We start from the raw sequence: 22,810 nt of genomic DNA, 5'->3' as shown, positions 1-22,810 counted from the left end.
CCGTCCGACAAAGTCGCGCGCCTTTTCGGCCGTCCCGCCGTGCCTGAACCCGCAGCTCCAACACGACAAACGTCGGCGACACAGGGGTGGCGTGGTCACGTAGGGTCGCAGCGTGGGACGAATTGATGAAATCGCCAACCGTTACGTGGCCGAGTGGGCGCCGTTGAGCCCCACCGGCGCCACCTTCGTCGGCATCGCCGGCCATGACGACCAGCTCGACGACCTCTCCCCCGACGGCTACGGTGCGCGCGCGGACCTCACCCGCCGGACCCTCGCCGAGCTGGAGGTGATCGAGCCGGCGACCGAATCGGAACGGACCGCCAAGGAAGCCATGCAGGAACGGCTCGGCCTGGACCTCGCCCGGTACGACGCCGGCGAGGTGACCAGCGAGGTCAGCGTGATCGCCAGCGGGCTGCACGAGATCCGCATGGTGTTCGACCTGATGCCCACCGCGACCAGCGACGACCAGGCCAACATCGCCGCCCGGCTCAACGGCTTCGGCGCCGCACTGGAGGGCTACAAGACCACCCTGCGTGAGGCGCTCGCCAACGGTGAGGTCAGCTCGAAGGTGCAGCTCGTCGAGGTGGCCAAGCAGTGCGACATCTGGGTCGATCCGACCGGTGACAACTTCTTCCACGGGCTGGTCGAGCGGCTCGGGGCGGAGGGCACGCTCGGCTCGGAGCTGCGTCGGGGTGCGGCGACGGCGACCGCGGCGACCGCGGAGTTCGGCCAGTTCCTGCGTACCGAGCTGGCCCCGCACGGGCGGGACAAGCAGGCCGCTGGCCGGGAGCGCTACGAGCTCGCCTCGCAGTACTTCCTCGGCGCCAAGGTCGACCTGGACGAGACGTACGCCTGGGGCTTCGCGGAGCTGGCCCGCCTGGAGGCGGAGATGCGCGTCGTGGCGGGGCGCATCGCCGGCTCCGGTGCCAGCGTCGACGAGGCCGTGGCCGCCCTGGACGCCGACCCGGCCCGGACCATCCAGGGCAAGGAGGCATTCCGGGACTGGATGCAGGCCCTGGCCGACAAGGCGATCACCGAGCTGCACGGCACCCACTTCGACATCCCGGAGCAGGTCCGCCGCATCGAGTGCTGCCTCGCACCGACCAGTGACGGTGCCATTTACTACACCGGCCCGAGTGAGGACTTCTCCCGCCCGGGTCGGATGTGGTGGGCGGTGCCGCAGGGCATCAGCGACTTCTCCACCTGGCGAGAGGTGACCACGGTCTACCACGAGGGCGTGCCGGGTCACCATCTCCAGGTGGGGCAGACCGCCGTCCGGGCCGACCTGCTCAACCGCTGGCAGCGGCTGCTCTGCTGGGTCTCCGGGCACGGTGAGGGCTGGGCGCTCTACTCGGAGCGGCTGATGGACGAGCTTGGCTACCTGGAGGACCCGGGCGACAAGTTGGGCATGCTCGACGGCCAGGCGATGCGCGCGGCACGGGTGATCGTGGACATCGGCATGCACCTGGAGCTGGAGATCCCGAAGGACAATCCTTTCGGTTTCCACCCGGGCGAGCGGTGGACGCCCGAGCTGGGCTGGGAGTTCATGCGGGCGCACTGCCGGGTTCCGGACGAGAACCTGCGTTTCGAGCTGAACCGCTACCTGGGTTGGCCGGGGCAGGCACCGTCGTACAAGGTGGGTGAGCGGATCTGGCTCCAGGCCCGCGAGGACGCCAAGGCCCGCAAGGGCGCCGATTTCGACCTGCGGGAGTTCCACCGGCAGGCGTTGGACCTGGGCGCGCTGGGTCTCGACCCGCTGCGTCGGGCGCTGGCCCGGCTCTGAGTCGCTGATGGCTCCGGGCGCTGGCGGCTCGTCGTACCGCCAGCACCCGGAGCCATCGGTACGGGTGTCGTTCAGCCGAGGGCCAGCGCCAACGACGGCCGGGCGGTCAGCGTGTCACTGGTGACGTACGCCAGATCCATCACCGGGTCGGTGAACGTGATCGAGATCGGCAGGGTGACCGGGATCCCGTCCGGCAACGGCAGGTCCGGGGTCAGGGTGAGCTTGATGCCGAGCAGCTTGCCGACGAACCGGGTGGAGTAGAAGGCCACGTCACCGCGGACGGTCAGCCGGTCGGTCTTGTATCGCTGGGTGCGCCCGTCGGGGCCGTCGGCGACCAGCAGGAAGTCGTCGGTCACCGCCTCCCGCATGCTGAACTTCAGCACCTTGAGGCTGCCCTTCTCGGTCTGCAGTTCGGTGGTCCCGTCGAACCGCAGCCCGGTCATGGTGACCTTGGAGCCGGTGAGCTTGGACGGCATCTGGCCCACCATTGGCAGATTCGGGTCGGCCGCGATGCGGGGCAGCGGCTTGCCCGGCTCTGCTTTGTCTGGCTTGTCGGGTGTCGTGGCCCCGGGCTTGCCTGACCCGCCCGGGTTCGGTGACGGGCAGGCCGTGGACCCGGGACGGGCCGTCGACGTGACTGTCGGCTTCGCCGACGGGATGGCGGTCGGGGTAGCCGACGGCGTCGCGGTCTTCTCGTTGCGTCCACCGGTGAGCAGGTCCCCGATCTCGTCCAGGATGTCGGTGATGATGTTGCCGTCCCGCTCCGGGCTGGCGCTCGGTGTCGGGGTCGGCGTCCTGGTGGTGGGAGTGGTGGGGCTGGGCGACGGCGTGGCGGACCGGGACGGGGTCGGGCAGGCGGTCGCGGCGGGTCGGGTCGGTGCGGCCTGCACCGCTCTGGGCTGGGTGGCCAGGCCGGCCGCGGCGAGGCCCAGCACCAGCAGTGCGACTCCGAACACCCGAGGATCAGCAGAACGTCCCGGCCACTCGGGGGGTGCGCCCGCGTCGGTCGCGTCGCCCGCCGGGCGGTCCACCGGTTCGCCGGCCGCGTCGGCCCGCACGACTCCGATCCGCTCCGTGTCGAGCCGCTCGACTCCGCGTTGCTCGGCGTGGGGCTGATCCGCGTCCGCCTGATCGGCGCCAGGCTTATCCGTGCCAGGCTGATCCGTGCCGTGCTGATCCGCGTCGGCCTGATCCGCATCGACCTGAACCGCATCGACCTGTTCGGCGACGGACAGTTCGGTGTCGGACAGGTCGGCAGCGGCTGGCGCGGGTCGGATCGGGGTCCAGGCGAAGGCGAGCGCGCTGCCGACGATGCCGAGCAGCAGACCGACGAAGAAGCCGCCCAGGTTGAGCCCGATCAGCGAGTAGACCGATGTGACCGCCGCGACGACCGAGTAGAACAGCCGCTGCGCCGGGCTCAACCAGAGCAGCAGGGCGCAGGTCACCAGGATGACCGGGATCAGGAGCGAGAGCAGGCCGGTGGCTCCGCTGTGGAAGCTCAGGCCGTTGATCGTCATCCGGGTGGAGGCGAACATCGCCACCCCGGCCAGGGCGATGAAGAGACCACCCCAGAACGGTCGGCTCCGCTGCCAGCGGCGGAAGGTCTGCCACGCCTGGGCCGTACCGCCGGGCCGGGCGTGGGACGCGTTGGCGGTTGTCACGTACTCCTCCTGGCGGAGCGGGACGGGGACAGGGGCCGGGGCCCGCGGTGGTCGGCCAGCGCGGACCCAGTCACCTCAGAAGCACTCCTTGCCCTTGGCGTCATCGCCCACGTTGACCTTCAACCGGAGGCCGACCAGGTTGAAGGTGGCTGCCGTGGTGTAGCGGGACACCTGCTGCAGGTTCGTGATGGTGACGTGGTCGGAATTCTGGCCGAACGAACCCTTCTGCGCCGTGGCGTTCAGGTCCGTCGCGTCCCGGCCAATCTTGATGTTGGTGAACGTCGCGTTGCCGTCGAGCGAGTCCATGGCGATCAGCAGGTCCTTGGCCCGGGCAGGCTCCTTGCCCTCACCGGCGTTGATGGTGAGCACCACCGGCAGGCCGGGCAGGTCGGAGCGGATGGACTGGCAGAGGTCGTAGAGCTCCGCGCTGCTGATCTCGGCGACGGCGATCGGGTGGGTCTTGCCGTTCTCACCCTTCTCGCGGACGACGCCGCCGTACTGCTTGAAGCCGTCGCCCTCGAGGCGGGCCGCGCCGATCTTGAACGTCTGTCCGGACACGGTGACGTCGGACGCGATGGCGCCGGTCGACATGCCGAACAGGATGGCGCCGACGGCGGCGGTGGCGGGGACCGCCATGGCGGCGAACCGCCGCCACCGGGTACGACCCTGATCCTCAAACCGATCCTGCACAGGTTCCTCCTCAGGTGGCCGGTCCCGGACTGGCGGCCCCGCACCGGGCCCGTCATGTGTTACCGGCGGGTAACGATCGAGCCTGATCGTGCACCCGTTGCGGCGCGACTCACAACCCCCTGACCATCCGGCGGCAACACGAGGGCGACCCAACAGCAGGCCGACGTCACGAATCGTGGAAGTACCCGTGTGGACAGAAGCCTCGTCGTACGACAAATACGTCACAACCCTGCGCCCCAACAGCGGAGAGTGGCAGGGCATCGACGAATTACAATTAGGTAACGGATGTAAAGTGCGCAGGTCGCGGAGGGCCGTTCGGCTCGTCCTCTCGTCCGAACATCCAGGCGATCCCGGAGACAGCAGGACCCCACTGAACGGCCCGAGGTCCTAGGGTTTCGGCGTGCATCTGAACGACGTGCGACGCCACTGGACCAAGCTCGGAGCTGAAGATCCACTCTGGGCCGTACTCGTTGAGCCCGGCAAACGCGGCGGACGGTGGGACGTCGGGGAGTTCCTGGCCACCGGCCGCACCGACGTCGAGGAGACGACCGGCCAACTTCGCCAACTCGGCCTGCCCACCCGTTGGGAGCGGGTGCTCGACTTCGGCTGCGGCGTCGGCCGACTGTCGCAGGCACTCGCCCCACACGCGGACGAGGTCGTCGGTGTGGACATCGCTCCGACCATGCTGGAAACCGCCCGGCGACTGAACCGGAGCGCCGAGAACATCCGGTTCGTCCTCAACGACGCACCGGACCTGAGCCAGTTTCCCGACGGTCACTTCGACCTGGTCTACAGCGCTCTGGTGTTGCAACACCTGCCGCGCCCCGCGATCGATCACTATCTGGCCGAGTTCCTGCGCGTGTTGCGGCCGGGCGGCACCGCCGTCATCGGGTTGCCAACCGAGCGGGGGCGTACGGCCAGGGGCATCGTCTGGCATCTGGCACCGTCCCGCCTGATCAGCTGGGCACAGCGCCACCTGCTCAACTATCCGGCGCCGATGAAGATGACGGTCGTCCCGCACGCCGACATGGTGCGCCTCATGGCCGCACACGGCGGGGACATCGTCGGGCAGTGGCGCGATCTGCTGTACAGCGACGACTGGGTCTGCATGCGGTACGCCGTGCGCCGCGCAGAGCATTAGAGGCAGGTGCCGCTCCACGACTGGGGGGTGGGCCGCATCGCGGCCCACCCCCCGGTCGTGCTTCCTGTCGTACCCGTCAGCGCTGCTCCACCTCGCCGTGCGCCGGGCGCTGGGTCGGCACCGTCGGGTCCTCGGACTTCCAGTTCGTCGACGCCGGCGGGATCTCGTCGGTCAGTGGACCGCCTGCGGGCTCGGTCCTGGGCTGCTCGGCGGTTTCCGCGTCGCGTACCGGTTCCTGGTCCACCCGCGTGTGAGTCGGGTCGGTGCCGGGTGCCACAGCCGGGTCGGCGCGGTGCCGGGCGGCACCGTCGTTGGTCCGCGTCACCAGCCATACTCCGACGACGAGGGCGATCAGACCAAGGACGCCGGCGGCGATCGGGCCCCAGAAACTGATCAGGCCGATCTTGAAGCGGTTGTCCTTGGCCGTCTCGACACTGCGAGTGACCGTGTCGTCGTTGTAGTTGAAGTCCGCGTCCAGCAGCACCGTGGCGGCGCCGGTGTCGGGGCGCAACTCCTTGTTCTGCTGTTCCCGGACCTTCACGTAGGAGCCCGTCACCGGGTCGATCCAGAGCGTACGGGTGTTGCTGTAGACGATCTGACCACTGGTGGCGCCGGGGGCGAACCTGCCGAGTAGCGGCTTGAGGCTCGCCTCCGGGGTGTTCAGCACCTCGTTCTCGATCCGCTGCTCGAAGCGGTACGCCTCGATGTCCTTGATCTTTTCCGTGCCGACGAACTTCGCCGGGACGGCCCGCTTCAGGTCACGGTCGAAAACCTGGTAGGCCCGCTTCTCGGTGCCGAACGGGAACTTGTAGATCTGGCCGGAGTAACTCACGTTCCCGACCGGAGTCTGCTCCGCGCCGCTCTCGTTGAGCCACTGCTCCTTCCACGGGGCAGCCGCGCCGGAGATCCGGTCCAGGGCCAGCTCGGTGCTGTACTGGCTGACCACATCCGGGGTGTCGGCACGCCGGACCGTCTGGTAGACGTCCCAGATCACCGCGTCGCCCTTGAGTTCCTCGGGTAGCCGGTCCCTCGTGTCGTCCGGCTGAGGAATGACCTCGACGCTGGAGACGAGGTCACCTTGCAGAACCTCGATGCTCACCGACTCGCCGACACGAGTGATCTTCAGGAACTTTGCGTTCTTCGCCTCCGCGACGGACGTCGTTGGTTCAAGATCATAAGGGAGCTTGGTCACGGAGGGGGCCACATAGAACGGCAGCCCAGCCGCGAAGACCAGCAACAAAACACCGAGCCCGAAGAGCGCGGCGCCCACGCGAAGCTTCACTCATCCTCCTGTAGCCTGCCGCCCTACGACCTGTTGTCCGGGGCACCCGATCCTTAACATGGCGGGAGGTTACTCCCCGGTCACCTTCAAAGCGACCCCCTGGATGTCCAGATGTCCACAGCCGCCGCGCCAACAGTTCCGCAGACATCGGTAACCGACCGACTCCCCGCCCTCGACGCGCTGCGAGCAATTGGCGCCGTGGCTGTCGTCGGTCACCACATCGGGTTCCAGACCGCCGCCACCATGAACACCACGTGGGGCGGCTGGCTGGCCCGGCTCGACGTCGGCGTTGCCATCTTCTTCGTGCTCTCCGGATTCCTGCTGTTCCGACCGTGGGCACTGAACGCCGCGACGGGACAGGCCCGACCGCGCACCGGGCGGTACCTCTGGCGGCGGGCCCTGCGAATCCTGCCGGCCTACTGGCTGGCGGTGCTGGTCTGCCTGATCGTCCTGCCGCAGAATCAGCCGGCGTCCGCCGGTGACTGGATTCGCCACCTCACCTTCACCCAGATCTACGGGCCTGGCCAGTTGCGCTCCGGGCTCACCCAGACCTGGAGCCTCGCCACCGAGGTCGCGTTCTACCTGATCCTGCCGCTGGTAGCCGTGCTCGCTGTTGGTCGGTCATGGCGTCCCGTCCGAACCGTCGTGATCGTCTGCGGGGGTTTGTTGGTGACCGCCGGATGGCTCGCCCTCTTGGGGTTCGGCTGGCTCAGCAATGGCCTGCACACCATGTGGCTCCCCTCGTACGCCGCCTGGTTCAGCGCAGGGATGGCCCTGGCGGCTGTGCACGTCGCCCTGCGCACCGGGACAGCGCCCGCCGCCTTCCGCGTGCTGGACGACCTCGCCTCCGCACCGATTGCCTGCTGGGCAGCGGCGGTCGGGCTGATGGCGATCGCGACGACGCCGATCGCCGGCCCCCGCGACCTCGCCGGTCCGACAGCCGCCGAGTTCGCCATCAAGCTGGCCCTGTACCTCGCGATCGCGACACTGATCCTGATCCCGGTGGCCTTCGGCGGGCGGACGCGGGTCAAGGAGATCTTCGGCGCCAAGTCCGCCCGATGGCTCGGCACCGTCTCGTACGGACTGTTCCTCTGGCACCCGCTGGTCATCGAATTGATCTACCTGATCGACGACCGACCGCTCTTCACCGGCGGACTGTTCAACACCTTCGCACTCACCATGGTCTTCGGTCTGGTGTACGCCACCGTCAGCTACTACGGCGTCGAGCGGCCCCTGCAGGTGCTCGGATCGCAGCGTCGGAAGCGACCGGCCAGGCGCGGGGAGGCGTCCGGCACACCCGCCGTCGACGTGGCCGCACCGGCCGTCGCGGCGCCGACGGTCACGCCGACACCCACGGTCAACGCGTAGCGCCAGTCGATCAGCGCTGCCCCATCGGGGCATTGCCGGCCGGCACCCCAGCCCCTAGTGTGACGCGCGTCCCTAAATTACTTGAGAGTAGGGTTCGCGTGGAGCGTCGCTTCGGCATGCCCGGACACGTGCTGTTCCTCAACTGGCGAGACACCCGTAACCCCGAGGGTGGCGGTTCCGAGGTGTACGTGGAACGGATCGCCGCCGAGTTGGTGTCGCGCGGTTTCCGCGCCACCCTCTTCTGCGCCGCCCACAGCGAGGCACCCGGCGACGAGGTCAACGAGGCAGGCGTCCGGCTGGTGCGGCGCGGCGGCAGAGTCACGGTCTACCTCTGGGCGGCGCTCTGCTACCTGGCCGGCGCAGTGGGCGTGGGCCCACTGTCGAGCCGTCGGGGCGGCCGGCCCGACATCCTGGTCGACGTCTGCAACGGGTTGCCGTTCCTCTCCCCGCTGTGGACACGGCGCCCGGTGGTCAAGCTGATCCACCACGTGCATCGCGAGCAGTGGCCGGTGGTCCTTCCGCAGTGGGCCGCCCGGTTCGGCTGGTGGGTCGAGTCGTCGCTCGCCGTACGCGTCTACCGGCGGTGCCGATACGTCACCGTCTCCGAAGCCACCCGTAGAGAACTGGCCGTGCTGGGCGTACCGCCGGAGCAGGTCGCCGTGGTGCACAACGGCACCCCGGCGCTGCCCCGCACCGACGCCGAGCGGGCGCCGTTCCCGCTGCTCGTGACGCTGAATCGGCTGGTGCCACACAAGCGGGTCGAGGTGGCGTTGCGGGCGGTCGCGGCCCTCGCCGACGAGTTGCCCCAGCTTCGGCTGGTCGTCGCCGGCCAGGGCTGGTGGGAGTCGCACCTGCGCGAGCTCGCCGCGGAGCTGGACATCACCGAGCGGGTGGATTTCCGGGGCTTCGTGACGGAGGAGGAAAAAGCCGCTCTGCTCGCCTCGGCCTGGGTCGCCCTGACCCCGTCACTCAAGGAGGGCTGGGGCCTGACGATTGTCGAGGCGGGTTCCGCGGGCACACCAACGGTCGCGTTCCGGGAAGCGGGTGGAGTCGCCGAAGCTGTCGTCGACGGGCGTACCGGCCTGCTGGCCGACGACATCGACGATTACCTGGCGAAGGTGCGCACACTTCTGCACGAGGACGAAATGCGGCGAGAGATGGGGGCGCAGGCCCGGGAGCACGCGGCGAGCTTCACCTGGCAGGCCGCGGGTGGGCACTTCGCGGACCTGCTGGGCGGTGTGGAGTCGCCCCGCCCAGTGCAGCAGCGGGGCGAGCCGTCCTACCTGTCGCCGTAGACCACGGGGGCGTACGGGTCCTTCTTTCCGGCACGCTTGGCCGCTTCCGAAACACTCTTGGCCTCGTTGGCCGCCTCTTTGTCGGTGGCGGTCGCGGCGGCCGAGAGCCCGCCGAGGGCCAGGATCCCCAGCAACGCCGCCACCATGCCGGAGACGACCAGGGTCAGAGCTCTACGCATGCCAATCCTCCAATGGCGAGACGTGCGAGCGGACGTTACCACGCGGTAGGACGCCGGTGTAGTGCCGAAATGGCGGCAGCCATGACCACCAGAAGGGCAGCGCCGAGCGCCATCACGACTGCCCACGCACCAAGTCCAGGGGGGTTCGATTCCGGAGGAACAGCGGGATTTCGGTAGAGAGTGAGAAACGGCCCCTCGTGAACGGCTTCGAGGTCACGGAGGGTCGCAGGGTCGACCTCGCTGGGCAGTTGGTGCTGCACCACCACCCAGCGCACGCCGGTGGCCGAGACGGGCAGCCCTTCGGCCAACACCCGGCGCACCTCGCGGAGCCGTGGATTCTCCCCGGCCACCGCGACATCGCCGACCCGCAGTGTGTCGTCGGTCAGCACCGTCCCCGGCAGATAGCGCGGCAACGGATCCAGGACGACACGTCCCGGGTTCCACGGATAGGCCTGGTAGGCGGACAGCGGCAGCGCGAGGATCTCCCCCGGCTCGCCGGCCACCCGCTCGGCGACCACCTGCCAGTCCGCCGGATAGCTCACCGGACGAAGCCGGCCGGCACCGCCGAAGGCGAGGTCCGGCATGACGGCCACCGGCAGGAGCAGCAGGCCGACCAGAACCACCCCCGCCACCTCCCGGTCGATCCTGGCCACCAGCCGCTCGGCTCCCAACGCGGCACACACCACCAGCAGCAGGGCGTACGGGGCCAGGAACTTCTGGCCGTCTCGAAGCAGCCCCGCACCCGGCAGATGCACCACCGCCCAGCGCAACGCGGCGGCCCCGCCGGGGAGCACCCCGAGGGCAGCGAGAAGGCAGGCGATCCCGGCGAGCACCGCCAGCCGCACCGCCGTACCCGGGGGCAGCCGACGCCGCAGCAGGCCGGCACCGACACCGGCCAGGATCAGCAGGAGCAGGGTCGCCAGCGGCACCAGCGGTGCCGCGCGACTGGAGGGGGTCGCCTGTGCGCTCCAGACGCCACCCGTACCCGCGAGCGCCACCAGCGGACCGGCCCAGTTCTCCGAACGCGCCGCGAACGCCGCCACCCCCGCCGGATCGGATGACCCGCCGGCGCCGGTGACCAGGGCCGCGGTCACCCAGGGGGCGTTGAGTAACGCGACGCCGCCCACCACGAGCGCCGACCGGCGAAGGCGCGTCCGGTCCCACACCAGCAGGACCACCGTGCCCAACGCGATCAGCCCGCCGGTCGGGGTGATCGCGGCGGGAGCGGCGGCGAGCACCACCCGAGCGAGCGCGCCATCACGACCCGCTCGCAGGTCCAGCGCCGCCCGGACCAACCAGGGCAGCGCGGCGTACGCGAGCAGCAGCCCCCACTGTCCGATCAGCAGCCGCTCGGCAAGGTAGGGCGTCCACGCGTACGCCACCGCGGCGAGCAACCGGACCGCGAGCCGTTCGGTCGGCACCAGACGGCCGGCGCCGACCGCGGCCAGGAGAACCGCCCCACCGAGCGCCACCCGCTGCACCGCCCAGCCCGGCACGAGCTGGGTGACCAGGGACATCAGTGCGTCCATCGGCACCGCCCGGGGCAGAGTCTGCGCCGGGGCGACGAGATCCCAACTCAGCGGCTGCCGGGGTACGAACACCATGTCGTACAGCAGCGCGTAGCCGGGTGCCGCGAGCGGGGCCAGCACCAGCACCGTGACAGCCGCCGCAACGGCGTACAGCGGCAGCGCGTCCCGCACCCGCCGCACCGGTGGGGCCCCGACGCCGGTGGTCTGCTCAACCATTCACGATGCCGGCACCGCGCGGCCGACGGTGATCAGTTGGGTGCACACCCTGACCCCCGAGGTGCTCACAGTGACCTCGACGGCGTCCCCAGCCCCCTCCAGCAGGAAGAACACGTCGTTCAGCCCGCGCTTCAGGGTGATCACCCGGACGCTGTCCCCGAGACGGAAGATTGCTGTCGAGTCGCCCGAACTGACATAGCCGAAATGGATCGCGTACGGCCACTCCTCCAGGTACCCGTCCAACGGGATCCGGGCGGGCTGACCACCCTCCGCCAGGTGCCCGCAGTCGGGCACCGTGCCGGGCACGACCTTCCGCCCCTGAACCACGACCGGACGAATCCGGCCGAAGTCGTCGAACATGAACGGTTTCTCGGCCTCCTCCACGAAGGTGGGCCGACGCTCGGCCGGGCGGAAGAAGTGCGACTGGAGATTGTCCGGCCAGAAGTAGCCGGCGATGACGCGGTCCGGGACGGTGGTTTCCAGGAAGACGGTGCCCGGCGCAGCGGCGGCAAGCTCGATCTGCGTCGTCGCGAGGTAGTCCCGTCCGTACTTGGTGCTCCAGTTGTCCCCGAAACGGGCCGTGCTCCACAGCGTGCCCACCCCGATGGTGGCCAGGACGACGATTATCGAGACCAGGCCGACCGCGAAGGCACCCGGCTCCCGCAGAACGGTCGGCACCGGCCACGCGGACACGTCCTCCTCATCGGCGTCCTTCGTCCCCAACAGGGCCGCGCCGACACAGATCGCGGCGACCAGCACCACGTCGGCGACGTACCGGGGAATGATGCCCACGAACGAGCCGAGCGGCCCACCGAGGCGGGTCACGGCGAAGAGCGCGGCGACCAGCCCGAGGTAGCACGCGAGCAGCAGCCAGGCCCGCCGGGCCGACGGGCGCCGCCGCGCGGTGACCACGATGAGAGCCCCCAGCACCGCCCAGGACAGCCACTTGGCGATGTCGTACGGGTTCACGGCCGGAGGACCGTCACCCGCGTACGCCCAACGCCAGGGGCCACCGAGCAGACCCGGAACGACGGTTTCGCCGACCAGATCACCGAGGAATTTGAGGACCTGACCGGCGGATGTGGGTTCGTCCAACTCCCGGGCGGGACGGGTCAGATAGAACGCCAGGTACGCCCCCGAGAGCGCACCGAGCACCAGCCACGCCGGCCAGTGTCGGCGGACCGTCGTCACCAGGCTGCGCCAGGCGCCGCCCGACGTGAAGAGGAAGACGGTCAGCAGGAACAGCAGCGGCACGATCAGCAGGGACTTGGTGTCGAAGAGCAGGCCGAACACCACCCACAGGACGACCGCCACGAGGTGCCGCAGCCGGCCGGTCCGCACGTACCAGACCTGGGCCGTCGCCGCCATGACCAGGGCCAACTGCATCGGCATCACGAGCAGCCCGACCAGCCACAGCGAGGAAACCTCGAGCGTCAGCGGGCTGAACACGAACAGGCACAGCGGGATGAGCAGCCCCCAGCCCGGCCGGAGCAGATGGCGCAGCAACCGGTAGACGGCGAACCCGATCGCCGCCTGGCCGACCGCCAGCAGCAGCACCCAGGGCCAGGTGACAAAGCCCGCCACCCGCACCATCGCCCACGCCACCAGCAGGCCGCCGGGCATGAGGTGGTTGTTGAAGGTACGCAGGAGGAAGTCCGCGTCCAACCGGGTGTCGAGGACCTGGGCAGCGATGACGAACTCGTCCTGCGAGAACCAGCCACGGGTGGCAAGGCCGGCGCGCCACGCGACGGACACGACGATGAGGGCGATCGCTACCGCGCGGACGCGGTCGGCACGGAACCATCGGCCGACCGGCCCCGGCCGGTCGCCGTCGGACGCGACGCGTTCCGGACGCGTCTCGGCCTCAGCTTCTGGCATTGACATGGTCGGCAGCCTGCCACACGCTTACACGCCGTGGGGACGGCCGTTCTCCCGATAACGCCACCGCAGCCCCTGGTCGCCCGTCCGTGCCCGGTCCGGATAACGTCGCGCGACAGTCGTCGGCTGCAGGTGCGCGTCCGGCCGGTGAAGACAGGAGCCGAAATGCGTGCAGAGGTGACCAGTGGCGCCGCTCCGGCGTCCAGTCGAAGCCGGCACACGGCCCGACGGTTCCGGCACCTGGTCATCTGCATCGCGCTGACCGCCCTCGCCTTCCAGCAGGCCCCGGGTCAGGTCGTCCCCGACACCAAGGTCGACCTGAGCGTCAACCCGGCCGGCTGGCTGCTCCGCTCGCTGCACCTCTGGGACCCCACCGGCACGTTCGGTCAGCTACAGAACCAGGCGTACGGATATCTCTGGCCGATGGGCCCGTTCTTCCTGCTCGGATCGGAACTCGGCCTCGCGCCGTGGGTGGTCCAGCGGCTGTGGTGGGCGCTGATCTTCTGTGTCGCCTACCTGGGAGTGGTGCGGCTGGCGGGCAGGCTCGGCATCGGCACGCCCGCCGGACGCATGATCGCCGGTGTCGCCTTCGCGCTGTCACCCCGCATCCTCACCCAGCTCGGCTACGCCTCGGTGGAGTCCTGGCCCAGCGCCATCGCCCCCTGGGTACTCATCCCGCTGGTGGGCCTCGCCCGCGGCACCCCCCTGCGGCGCGCCGTCGCCGGGTCGGCCGTCGCCGTCGCCTGCGCCGGTGGAGTCAACGCCACAGCCGTGGCCGCGGTAGTGCCACTCGCCCTGCTCTGGCTCGCCACCCTCCAACCCGTACGCCGCCGCGTCACCGCCATCGCCGCCTGGTGTGGCGCGGTGGCGCTGGCCACGGCGTGGTGGTTGATTCCGCTGCTCGTTCTGGGGCGGTACAGCCCACCCTTCCTGGACTACATCGAGACCGCCCGGAACACGACCAGCGTCACCGACGCGGTCACGACGCTCCGCGGCGCCTCCTACTGGCTCGCCTACCTGACCTCCCCATTCGGGGCGACCCTTCCGTCCGGCGCACGACTCGCCAACGAGGCGCTGCTGATCGCCGCCACCCTGGTGGTCGCCGCCCTCGGTGTCCTCGGGCTGTCCCGACGCGGGATGCCGCACCGCCGGTTCCTCATCACCGGTCTGGTGCTGGGCGCCGCGCTCGTCGGTCTCGGGCACGTCGGTGACCTGCCGAACATCCTCGCCGGCCCTCAGCGGGAGTTCCTCGACAGCGTCGGTGCCCCCCTGCGCAACGTGCACAAGTTCGACGTCCTGCTCCGCCTGCCCCTGGCCCTGGGCATGGCGCACCTGATCGGCCTGGCCGTCCGCGCGGCACGCACCGCGCCCGAGCAGCATCGCCCACGAACGGTCGCACGCGCCTGGCTCACGGCCGGCGTGGCCATGGTCGCCGTCACGGCGGTTGCCACGCCCGCGCTTGCCGGCGGTCTCGCCACGCCAAGCGGCGTCAAGGCGGTGCCCGGCTACTGGCATGAGGCCACCGACTGGCTCGACGCGAACACCGGGCGCGGGCGGGTGCTCGTCGTACCCGGGGCGCGCTTCCCCTCGTACGACTGGGGCAACACCACCGATGAGATCGCCCAGCCGCTGCTGAACAGCCGGTGGGCGGTACGCAACGCCATCCCCTTCACCCCACCGACGACGATCCGGCTGTTGGACGCGATCGAGTCGACACTCGCCACCGGCTCCGGCTCGACCGGGCTGGCCGACCTGCTCGCCCGGTCCGGGATCAGCCACGTCCTGTTCCGCGCCGACCTTGACCACGGCCGCTCCGACACGGCCCGCCCGGCAGTGGTCCGGCAGGCACTGGAGCGCTCACCCGGGTTGACCCGCGTCACCTCCTTCGGCCCCCTGCGAGGCAAGCCCTCGTCCCCGGACGAGTTCCGCGACCAGGGGCTCGACGTGCCCGTCCGGGCGTTGGAGGTCTACCGGGTCGACCGGCAAGTCGAGCCCGTCGTCGCATACGACCGTGACGCCGTGACCACCGTGGTGGGCGGCCCCGAATCGCTCCTCGACCTCGCCGCGGCAGGGCAGCTCGGTGCGGCGCCAACGATCCTGGCGGGCGATGCGGCGGCTGCCGGCGTCGCCGGTCCGGTCGCGATGACCGACGGGCTGCGCAGGCGGGACGTGTCATTCGGCCGAGCGCGCGACAACGCCTCACAGACCCTCACCGCCGACGAAACCTTCGAGGTGACGGCACCCGCCCACGACTACCTGCCCGAGTGGGGAGCGCAGCAGTCCACCGTCGCTCGTTTCGAGGGCATCAGCGCGATCCGCGCGTCGACCGCCCGCTCGCAGGTGGACTCCCCCGGCGGCGCCCGCCCCGAGCACCAGCCGTACGCGGCGATGGACGGCAATCCCGAAACCTCCTGGCAGTCCGCGCCGTACTCGCCCAGCGACCGCCAGTGGGTCGAGGTAGGCCTCGCCAACCCGACACGGGTCACCCGGGTCGAGGTCTGGTTCGACGTGAAAGCCGACGCCCTGCCCACGAAGGTGACCGTCACCGCCGGGTACGAGAGCCGCACCGTCGAACAGTTCAGCGATCACATGGTCTTCGAACTGCCCGGCGTCCACGCCACCCGCGCGGTCCAGATCACGATCGACGACGCGTACGACCTCCGCTCGCTCGGCAACAGGTCGGTCGGCATCGCCGAGATCAAGATTCCCGGCATCCAGACCAGCCGTACCCTCGTCCTTCCCGCCGCACCGGCCACCGACCGGCCGGCGACCGTCGTCGTGTCGGCGGCGCCCACCACACCGGCCTGCTTCTCCGTCGACGGCCACCCGCGCTGCTCCACCGACGCCGTCCGCGGTTCCGAGGACGCCTCCACCATCGACCGGACCCTCACCCTGCCCGCCGCCGGCGCGTACGACGCCAAGCTGTGGGCGCGGCCGACGGCCGGCCCGGACCTGGACACCACTCTCGACAAGCTGGTGGCCGACGCACAGCCGCTGCGCCTCGCCGCGCAAGTCAGCGCCTCCTCAACGGCCGTTGCCGGCCCGACCGGTCGGGCCGGCGCGGCGCTCGACGGGGACCCGACCACCAGTTGGTCACCGGCGGTCAGCGACGAGGCACCGATCCTGCGCCTCACGTGGCTCAAGCCGCAGACCATCACCGGGCTCCGGTTCTCCGTCGACGACGGCACAGCCGCCACCCGCCTCGGCAGTGTGCGGGTGGTCGGCGACGACGGTTTCCAAAGCAGCCTGCTCGGCGACGATGGGCTCCTTCGCCTGGACCCGCCGATGCGGACCGACGAAATCACCATCCAGTTCCTCGACAAGCCGTCCGCCACGAGCACGGACCCGTACAAGCTGCGGTTGCCGGAGAAGCTGCCCGTCGCGGTCGGCGAGGTGACCGTGCTGCCCGGAGCGACCATCGTCAAACCGCGCCTCGACGCACCCCTGACGCTGGCCTGCGGGTCGGGCCCGACGCTGCAGATCGGCGCGTCCCGGGTGACCACCACGCTCCGCGGCACACTCCGCGACCTGCTGGAACTGCGCGAGATGCCGGCGACGCCGTGCGGGCGGGCCACGCCCCGACAGCTTGACCTGGGCCGCGGGGAGCATCGCCTCGTGACCACACCGAGCAAGCTCGCCTCGCCGACTCGGGTCGCCCTGGTGCCGCGGACGCCCACGCCGACCCCGGCGGCGGTCGCCGGCGCCATCGAGGTGGGCTCCTGGGAAGCCACCGAACGACGGGTACGGGTGGCCGATCACCCCGTCGACCGCGTACTCGCCGTGCGGGAGAACACCAACACCGGCTGGGAGGCGACCATCGGCGGGCGGACGCTGAAGCCGCTGGTGGTGGACGGATGGCAACAGGGCTGGATTCTTCCCGCCGGCACCTCCGGGGAGGTGGTACTCCGCTTCGCCCCGGACACGACGTACCGGGCGGGCCTTCTGCTCGGCGGCATCCTGCTGGCGGTGGTGGTCCTGCTCGCGGTGCTACCCGCCCGGCAGCCCACCGGGCGCACGTCGTCGACCGCCGTACCGCGGGGCCGTCGTCGGGTCACCCGATCCCTGCCGTTGTTGGCCGTCGGTGCCGCCGCGCTGGTGTTGTGGAGCGGTTTCATCGGCGGCCTGCTGGTCGCGGCGGGGTTCATGCTGGCGGTACCCGGCCCACGCCGCCTGCCCTGGCCAGCCGACCCACGTCAGGCCAGGACGATCAGCCGGGCCGTCGAGACGTGGCTCCCCGGCGTGCTCGTCCTGCTCGCCGGGTGGCTCTATCTCAATTCGACGCAACGCAACACCGACGCCCTGTTGCAACTCATGATCGTCGTCGCCCTGGGCGCTCTGTGGCTCTCCACCACCGCCCGACGGCGGCCCGTACGCCGGGCCAGGCCGACCGCCGTGACCTCGGCCGTTGCGGCGACTGCGCTGGTCGGGGAGGGACCGAACCCGGACCTGGCCAAGCCGGACTCGACCGAATCTGACCCGACCAAACCTGACCCGGCGGGGCCGGCCGACGGGCAGCTTCCGACCTTCTCGGAGGTCACGTGAGCCCTTGGCGACCCGTCCGTCCGACAGCGACAGAGCGGACGGCGCAGACGGCGCGGCCGGCGGAGACGGAGGATCCGGGCCGACGGAACAACGGTCTGGGCGCCGCGGGGATCAGCATCACCCTGGCCGGGGTCCTGGTCAACGGCCTGGCCTACCTGGTGCCGGTGCTGGCCGCCCGACGGCTCGACCCGGCCGACCTCAGCGCGCTCGCCGCCGCCCTCGGTCTGGTGGCCATCGTCGGTGTACCCGGGCTCGGCCTGCAACTGGCCGTCGCCGTGCACCGCGCCCGGCACGGCGCCTCCGACACTCGGCGGCTCACCGCCGTCACCGCCGCAGTGTGCGCGGTAACCCTGGTCGCGGCGACACCACTGCTGGTCACCGCCCTGGATCTGCCGGTCGAGATGCCCGCGCTGCTGGCGGTCACCACGGCGGCGATCGTGCTCTCCTCCCGGTCCCTCGGAGAGTTGCAGGGTGGCCAACGCTTCCTACGACTCGCCGTCGGGATGGCCCTGCTCGCCGCCGGCCGCTACGGCGGCGTGATCGTCGGGTTGCTGCTCGGCGCGGGACCGACCGGCGCGCTGGCGGTCGGCGCGTTGACCGCCGCCCTCACCCCTGCGGTGCTGGCCCGACTCGCCCGCGAGCCCCGACGGTCATCCACCGCGCCACGGCTGACCGTCGCTCAGGTCGTCGCCGGCTGCGGTGCGACCCTGGCGATGCTCGTCGTCTCCTACGCCGACCTGCTGCTGGCCCGGCAACTGCTGTCCCCGTCGGATTCCGGGGCGTACTCGGTCGGCACCGTCCTGAGCAAGGGCGCGCTCTGGGCACCGCAGGTCGCCGCCGTCCTCGCCCTACCGCGGCTGGCCCGCGGCGACCGACGCAGCCGAACGGTTGCGCTCGCGGTGACAGGCGGCTGTGGCGTGGCACTTGTCCTCGGCTCGACGCTCGCCGGGGGGCTCGCCTTCCGCCTCGCCGGTGGGCCCGACTACGACCACCTGGGCCGGTACGCGCCCCTCTTCGCGGCGGTCGGTGCGCTCTACGCGGTGACGTTCGTGCTGCTCAACGACCGCCTCGCGGCCGGCGCGCGTTGGGCGGCGGCACCGCTGTGGGTGGGCGTGGCCGGCCTGGTGGCCGTCACCGCGACCCTCCGGCCCCACACCGTCCCCGGCCTTCTCCTCGTGGCCCTGGGCACAGCCATCGTCACCACCGCGCTGATGGCGGTGACGGCCCGTCGGCCCGCTCCGGTTGCCGCGGCCCAGCCCGACTAGCCCTCCGCGAGCCAGTCCGTCAGCAGTCGGTGGTCGATCGAGTCCGCCCGACCGAGCGGACGACCTGAGGCCGCCCGGTCCCGCAGCTCCGCCCGGGTGAACCAGCGCGCCTCCAGCAACTCCTCGCCGTCCACGCGTACCTCGTCGGAGGTGGCGGTGGCCCGGAAGCCCACCATCAGGCCGGCGGGGAACGGCCACGCCTGCGACCCCTGGTAGGTCACGTCGGTGACCGTCACGCCCGCCTCCTCGCCCATCTCCCGACGGACCGCGTCTTCCAGGCTCTCGCCGATCTCGACGAAGCCGGCCAGCGTCGAGTACGCGTCCTCGGCCGCGCCCGCGTGGCGGGCCAACAGACAGCGCCCCGACCGACCGGGTGCCTCGACCAACACGATGACGGCCGGTTCGATCCGGGGGAACAGCAGACGCCCACACTCCGTGTCGGTGCAGGTCCGCAGGTGCCCGCCGCCGCCGGCGACGGCCGGCGCACCGCACGTCCCGCAGAATCGCTGCTGCCGGTGCCAGTGCAACAAACCCCTGGCGTACGCCTGGACGGCCGCGTCGCCGGGTTCGAGCCGCCCGACCAGTGCCCGCACGTCGACGGACCGCACCGCACCGGCCATCTCGACGGCGGACCGCTCGGGGAGCGGGGAAAGATCCGCGGCGAAGACGGCGGCCTCCCCATCGAGCCCCAGGAAGACGGTCTCGACGGCGGCGGACCGGACCAGCGCCGCGCGCTCCGCGCTGAGCCGAACCGGCCCGTGCCCGTCGACGAGACAACGGTCCCGCCACATCGGCAGCAGCACGCTGGTCGCCTCGGTGAGCAGCGCACCCAACCGCGTCGGATCGGTGCGCAACGGTCCCGCCCGGTCCAGCGATCCGCCCCCGTACGCCAACACCCGTTCCGCAGTGTCCACCCGGTCACCGTGCCACGTCCGTGGTCTTCCACCGGCACCGCCCCCGGACCGGTGCGACACGCCGAACGACACGCGGTAGCAGCGCCTGACGGGCGCAGCCGACAAGGACGGCCGGGCATTCGTTACCGTAGGTGCCTCCGGGAGGGCGGACCTCCCGCGGCACCCTGGCGATCGAGGTTGCAGTGACGCTGTACGGCGAAAACAGTCCACCCGCCGACGACCGGCCCACCGTGCAGGTCACCGCGGTCACCTGGCCGGACGACGGCGCTGAGCCGATCACCGCAGCCGCTCCCGGCGAGCCGGACGGCGGCCCGCGCCGGCCGCGTCGGGTGCGCATGCTGCTCGCCGCCGGCATCACCGGTGGCGTCATCGCCGCCGTGGCGGGTGCCGGCGCCTGGGCGTACGCCGGTGATGTTCCCCGTGGCACCAGCGTCCTCGGCACCGAACTGGGCGGCCGGAGCCGCGCGGATGCCGACCGGGAGTTGCGGGCGGAGCTGGACCGGCGGGCGGCAGCCCTCGCCACGCCGCTGAAGGTCACCGTCGACGGGCGCACCGCCGAGATCAACCCCGCCGACGTGGGGCTGACCGTCGACGTGCCGGCGACCGTCGCGGCAGCCGCCGAGGCCGACGCCCACCCGGTCAGCCGGTTGGTCGGCTCCCGCACCGTCGAGCCGGTGGTGACCGTCGACGTGGGCCGGTTGGACGACGCGCTCCGTAAGGTGCTCGGCAACCAGGCCCAGGGCATGACGATGCCGGCGATCACCTATCAGGGCACCACGCCGAAGGTCGTACAGCCCAAGCCCGGGCTGGCTCTGAACCCGGAGCGTTCCGCCGACGTGGTCCGCGCCGGCTGGTTGGCCGGCGCCCCGGTCACCGTGCCCCTGGTGGAGACCCACCCGGCGACCACTCCGGAGGAGTTGGACCGGATGGTCAGCGAGCTGGCGAAGCCGGCGGTCGCCGCGCCGGTCACCCTGCGTACCAACAAGGGCCAGGTGACGATCCCGCCCGCCGCCATCGCGAAGAGCCTCCGGTTCGGCGCCGACAAGACCGGCAAGCTCACCCCCTCGGTGGACGTCAAGCGGCTGCGGGCGGCGCTCGGCGACAAGCTGGCCGCAATCGAGGTGCCGCCGAAGAACGCCACGATGACGATTGCCGGTGGCCGGCCCACCGCCAAGGAGGGGAAAGCCGGGCAGCAGCTGGACACGGCAGCCCTCAGTCGCGACCTGCTAGCCGTGCTGCCGAAGGCGGAGGGCCGCGAGGTGACCGGCGAGTTGACGCCGACGCCGCCGGAGCTGACCGGGGAGAAGCTCGCCGGCCTGGGCATCAAGGAACGGGTGTCGACCTTCACCACCCGGTTCACCGGCGGCATGGCCTCGTCGCGCAGCCAGAACATCGCGACCATCGCGAGGAAGGTGGACGGCACCGTCGTGCTACCTGGGAAGACGTTCTCGCTCAACGGGCACACCGGCGAGCGCGGCTACGCCCAGGGCTACCGGGACGCTCCTGTCATCCTCGACGGCAAGCTCGTGCCGGGCGTCGGCGGCGGCACATCGCAGTTCACCACCACGCTGTTCAACGCGACCTACTACGCCGGCTTGGAGGACGTCGAGCACAAGCCACACTCGTACTGGTTCGACAGGTACCCGGCGGTCATCGAGTCGACCATCTTCTGGCCGGATCTGGACTTCAAGTTCCGCAACAACACCGAGTACGGCGTACTCATCGACACGTCGTACACGTCCAGCACGATCACCGTGTCGATCTGGAGCACGAAGATCTACGACAGCGTGAAGACCGAGTACGGGCCGCGCCGCAACATCACCACGCCGAAGCAGATCCATCTGGCTCCTGGCCCCTCGTGCATCGAGACCAACGGCATCAACGGCTTCACCCAGGACGCCTTCCGGGTCATCAAGAAGGGCGGCGTGGTGGTCAAGCGGGAGAAGTTCACCTGGCGCTACGACGCGGAGCCCCGCTACGTCTGCGGGCCGAAGCCCTCCTGAGGCCCCCGCTCCGGGTCGGTCCTGCTCTGAGGTCAGTCCTGCACTGAGGTCAGCCCTGCACTGAGGTCAGCCCTGCACTGAGGTCAGCCCTGCACTGAGGTCAGCCCTGCACTGAGGTCAGCCCTGCACTGAGGTCAGCCCTGCACTGAGGTCAGCCCTGCACTGAGGTCAGCCCTGCACTGAGGTCAGCCCTGCACTGAGGTCAGCCCTGCACTGAGGTCAGCCCTGCTCTGGGGTCAGCCCAGCGCGTTGCCGCCGCGCCCATTGCGTTTGCCGCCCTGCGGTGGCATCGGCACCGTCCGAGTCTCCTGCACCCGGACCTCGGCCCGGAACCGGTGCGCCGCGGGGTGCCACATCTCCTCGAACGGACCCATGACCTCGCCACCGATGCCCCGACGACGGACCCGGGACGCGAGCCACCAGAGGATGCCGAGGACCGCCGCCACGCAGCCCGCGAACACCACAAAGATCAGGACCTCATCCACAGGCCGAGCCTAGCCCGGGGCACCAGGCCGAGGCCTGGACCGCGCCCCCAGACTGCAGACCCCCTAACCTGCAGAACCCTTGACCACCGACCCACCGACCGCAAGATCGCGCAACATCCTGGTTGTAGTGGTGTCCGCACGTCGTGAGGCCACTACATCCAGGATCGAGCGTGACCTTGCGGGCATCGGGCAGCTCGGTGCCCTGTTTCCGGCCTGACAGGCGTGGCCTTGCGGGCTTCGGGCACCTCGGTGCCCTGTTGGCGGCCTGACAGGCGTGACCTTGGCGGCGTCGCGGCAGCTCTGCTCCCTGTTCCCGACCTCACCAGGTCATCGGGGAGCCCTCGGTATCCGGAATCACCGGGCCGATCCACCAGGCAGGGAAACGCAGGAAAAAGGGGAAACGCAGGAACGGGGAGACGCAGAAAAGGCCACCCCGTCAGGGGTGGCCTTTTCTGGAAGATTGTCCGGCGGCGTCCTACTCTCCCACACCCTCACGAGTGCAGTACCATCGGCGCTGGAGGGCTTAGCTTCCGGGTTCGGAATGTAACCGGGCGTTTCCCCTCCGCCATGACCGCCGTA

General features: G+C 70.6%; 15 protein-coding genes and 1 rRNA gene. 7 read left to right on the top strand and 9 right to left on the bottom strand.

Annotated features, from left to right (window positions below; translation table 11 throughout):
- Nucleotides 1–112: 112 nt before the first annotated feature.
- Nucleotides 113–1,783 (top strand): DUF885 domain-containing protein, encoded by a 1,671-nt coding sequence (locus DLJ58_RS19315; RefSeq protein WP_124858374.1) that lies wholly within the window; start codon nucleotides 113–115, stop codon nucleotides 1,781–1,783.
- Nucleotides 1,784–1,854: 71 nt separating this feature from the next.
- On the opposite strand, the gene DLJ58_RS19310 is transcribed toward DLJ58_RS19315, so the two are convergent.
- Together DLJ58_RS19310 and DLJ58_RS19305 are read right to left on the bottom strand one after the other, a co-directional pair.
- A complete protein-coding gene (locus DLJ58_RS19310; protein ID WP_124858372.1) occupies nucleotides 1,855–3,444 on the bottom strand; it encodes a DUF6114 domain-containing protein in 1,590 nt (529 codons plus the stop codon).
- 75 nt (nucleotides 3,445–3,519) lie between these two features.
- A complete protein-coding gene (locus DLJ58_RS19305) occupies nucleotides 3,520–4,134 on the bottom strand; it encodes a DUF6230 family protein (protein WP_124858370.1) in 615 nt (204 codons plus the stop codon).
- A gap of 400 nt (nucleotides 4,135–4,534) precedes the next feature.
- On the opposite strand from DLJ58_RS19305, the gene DLJ58_RS19300 reads away from it, so the two are divergent.
- The gene (locus DLJ58_RS19300; RefSeq protein WP_124858368.1) at nucleotides 4,535–5,275 is read left to right on the top strand and encodes a class I SAM-dependent methyltransferase; all 741 of its coding nucleotides are present in this window, start codon (nucleotides 4,535–4,537) and stop codon (nucleotides 5,273–5,275) included.
- Nucleotides 5,276–5,351: 76 nt separating this feature from the next.
- Here the strand turns inward: DLJ58_RS19300 and pgfA are convergent, their stop codons facing one another.
- Nucleotides 5,352–6,557 carry a cell envelope lipid trafficking protein PgfA gene (pgfA, locus tag DLJ58_RS19295; RefSeq protein WP_124858366.1) on the bottom strand — a complete coding sequence of 402 codons (1,206 nt, stop codon included), beginning with the start codon at nucleotides 6,555–6,557 and terminating at the stop codon, nucleotides 5,352–5,354.
- 111 nt (nucleotides 6,558–6,668) lie between these two features.
- Here pgfA and DLJ58_RS19290 point away from each other — a divergent pair, with 111 nt between their 5' ends.
- Nucleotides 6,669–7,925, top strand: a complete 1,257-nt coding sequence (locus DLJ58_RS19290) for an acyltransferase family protein (protein ID WP_124858364.1) — start codon at nucleotides 6,669–6,671, stop codon at nucleotides 7,923–7,925.
- A gap of 116 nt (nucleotides 7,926–8,041) precedes the next feature.
- Nucleotides 8,042–9,220, top strand: coding sequence for a glycosyltransferase family 4 protein (locus DLJ58_RS19285; protein ID WP_124858406.1), 1,179 nt, complete (start codon nucleotides 8,042–8,044; stop codon nucleotides 9,218–9,220).
- On the opposite strand, the gene DLJ58_RS19280 is transcribed toward DLJ58_RS19285, so the two are convergent.
- The 3 genes from DLJ58_RS19280 to DLJ58_RS19270 are packed head-to-tail and all read right to left on the bottom strand — an operon-like array spanning nucleotide 9,205 to nucleotide 13,022.
- Nucleotides 9,205–9,399: a hypothetical protein gene (locus tag DLJ58_RS19280; RefSeq protein ID WP_124858362.1), complete on the bottom strand. Its 195-nt coding sequence runs from the start codon at nucleotides 9,397–9,399 to the stop codon at nucleotides 9,205–9,207. The two genes, DLJ58_RS19285 and DLJ58_RS19280, sit on opposite strands and share 16 nt — an antisense overlap.
- Nucleotides 9,400–9,434: 35 nt before the next feature.
- Complete coding sequence (locus DLJ58_RS19275) at nucleotides 9,435–11,144, bottom strand: MmpA family trehalose lipid delivery protein (protein WP_124858360.1); 1,710 nt, start codon at nucleotides 11,142–11,144, stop codon at nucleotides 9,435–9,437.
- The gene (locus tag DLJ58_RS19270; RefSeq protein ID WP_425271327.1) at nucleotides 11,145–13,022 is read right to left on the bottom strand and encodes a hypothetical protein; all 1,878 of its coding nucleotides are present in this window, start codon (nucleotides 13,020–13,022) and stop codon (nucleotides 11,145–11,147) included.
- A 165-nt stretch (nucleotides 13,023–13,187) separates the two neighbouring features.
- On the opposite strand from DLJ58_RS19270, the gene DLJ58_RS19265 reads away from it, so the two are divergent.
- Together DLJ58_RS19265 and DLJ58_RS19260 are read left to right on the top strand one after the other, a co-directional pair.
- A complete protein-coding gene (locus DLJ58_RS19265) occupies nucleotides 13,188–17,564 on the top strand; it encodes an alpha-(1->3)-arabinofuranosyltransferase (RefSeq protein WP_124858356.1) in 4,377 nt (1,458 codons plus the stop codon).
- The gene (locus DLJ58_RS19260) at nucleotides 17,561–18,829 is read left to right on the top strand and encodes a polysaccharide biosynthesis protein (protein WP_425271325.1); all 1,269 of its coding nucleotides are present in this window, start codon (nucleotides 17,561–17,563) and stop codon (nucleotides 18,827–18,829) included. Before DLJ58_RS19265 ends, DLJ58_RS19260 begins: the two co-directional genes overlap by 4 nt.
- Here DLJ58_RS19260 and nudC read toward each other — a convergent pair.
- Nucleotides 18,826–19,743, bottom strand: a complete 918-nt coding sequence (nudC, locus tag DLJ58_RS19255) for an NAD(+) diphosphatase (protein ID WP_124858354.1) — start codon at nucleotides 19,741–19,743, stop codon at nucleotides 18,826–18,828. The two genes, DLJ58_RS19260 and nudC, sit on opposite strands and share 4 nt — an antisense overlap.
- Nucleotides 19,744–19,925: 182 nt before the next feature.
- On the opposite strand from nudC, the gene DLJ58_RS19250 reads away from it, so the two are divergent.
- Nucleotides 19,926–21,746 (top strand): VanW family protein, encoded by a 1,821-nt coding sequence (locus DLJ58_RS19250; RefSeq protein ID WP_124858352.1) that lies wholly within the window; start codon nucleotides 19,926–19,928, stop codon nucleotides 21,744–21,746.
- A gap of 236 nt (nucleotides 21,747–21,982) precedes the next feature.
- On the opposite strand, the gene DLJ58_RS19245 is transcribed toward DLJ58_RS19250, so the two are convergent.
- Together DLJ58_RS19245 and rrf are read right to left on the bottom strand one after the other, a co-directional pair.
- The gene (locus tag DLJ58_RS19245; RefSeq protein ID WP_208741209.1) at nucleotides 21,983–22,231 is read right to left on the bottom strand and encodes a hypothetical protein; all 249 of its coding nucleotides are present in this window, start codon (nucleotides 22,229–22,231) and stop codon (nucleotides 21,983–21,985) included.
- A gap of 462 nt (nucleotides 22,232–22,693) precedes the next feature.
- Nucleotides 22,694–22,810 (bottom strand): 5S ribosomal RNA (gene rrf / locus DLJ58_RS19240).

Origin of the sequence: Micromonospora arida, from assembly GCF_003857035.1 — a bacterium.
Classification (GTDB): Bacteria; Actinomycetota; Actinomycetes; order Mycobacteriales; family Micromonosporaceae; genus Micromonospora; species Micromonospora arida.
This window is presented reverse-complemented; position numbering and strand designations above follow the sequence as displayed.

Bases quoted from the DNA above. Each gene is read 5' to 3' on its own strand.
- DLJ58_RS19290 (WP_124858364.1), top strand. From the start codon at position 6,669: ATGTCCACAGCCGCCGCGCCAACAGTTCCGCAGACATCGGTAACCGAC.
- DLJ58_RS19265 (WP_124858356.1), top strand. From the start codon at position 13,188: ATGCGTGCAGAGGTGACCAGTGGCGCCGCTCCGGCGTCCAGTCGAAGC.
- DLJ58_RS19275 (WP_124858360.1), bottom strand. From the start codon at position 11,144: ATGGTTGAGCAGACCACCGGCGTCGGGGCCCCACCGGTGCGGCGGGTG.
- DLJ58_RS19285 (WP_124858406.1), top strand. From the start codon at position 8,042: ATGCCCGGACACGTGCTGTTCCTCAACTGGCGAGACACCCGTAACCCC.
- DLJ58_RS19270 (WP_425271327.1), bottom strand. From the start codon at position 13,022: ATGCCAGAAGCTGAGGCCGAGACGCGTCCGGAACGCGTCGCGTCCGAC.
- DLJ58_RS19280 (WP_124858362.1), bottom strand. From the start codon at position 9,399: ATGCGTAGAGCTCTGACCCTGGTCGTCTCCGGCATGGTGGCGGCGTTG.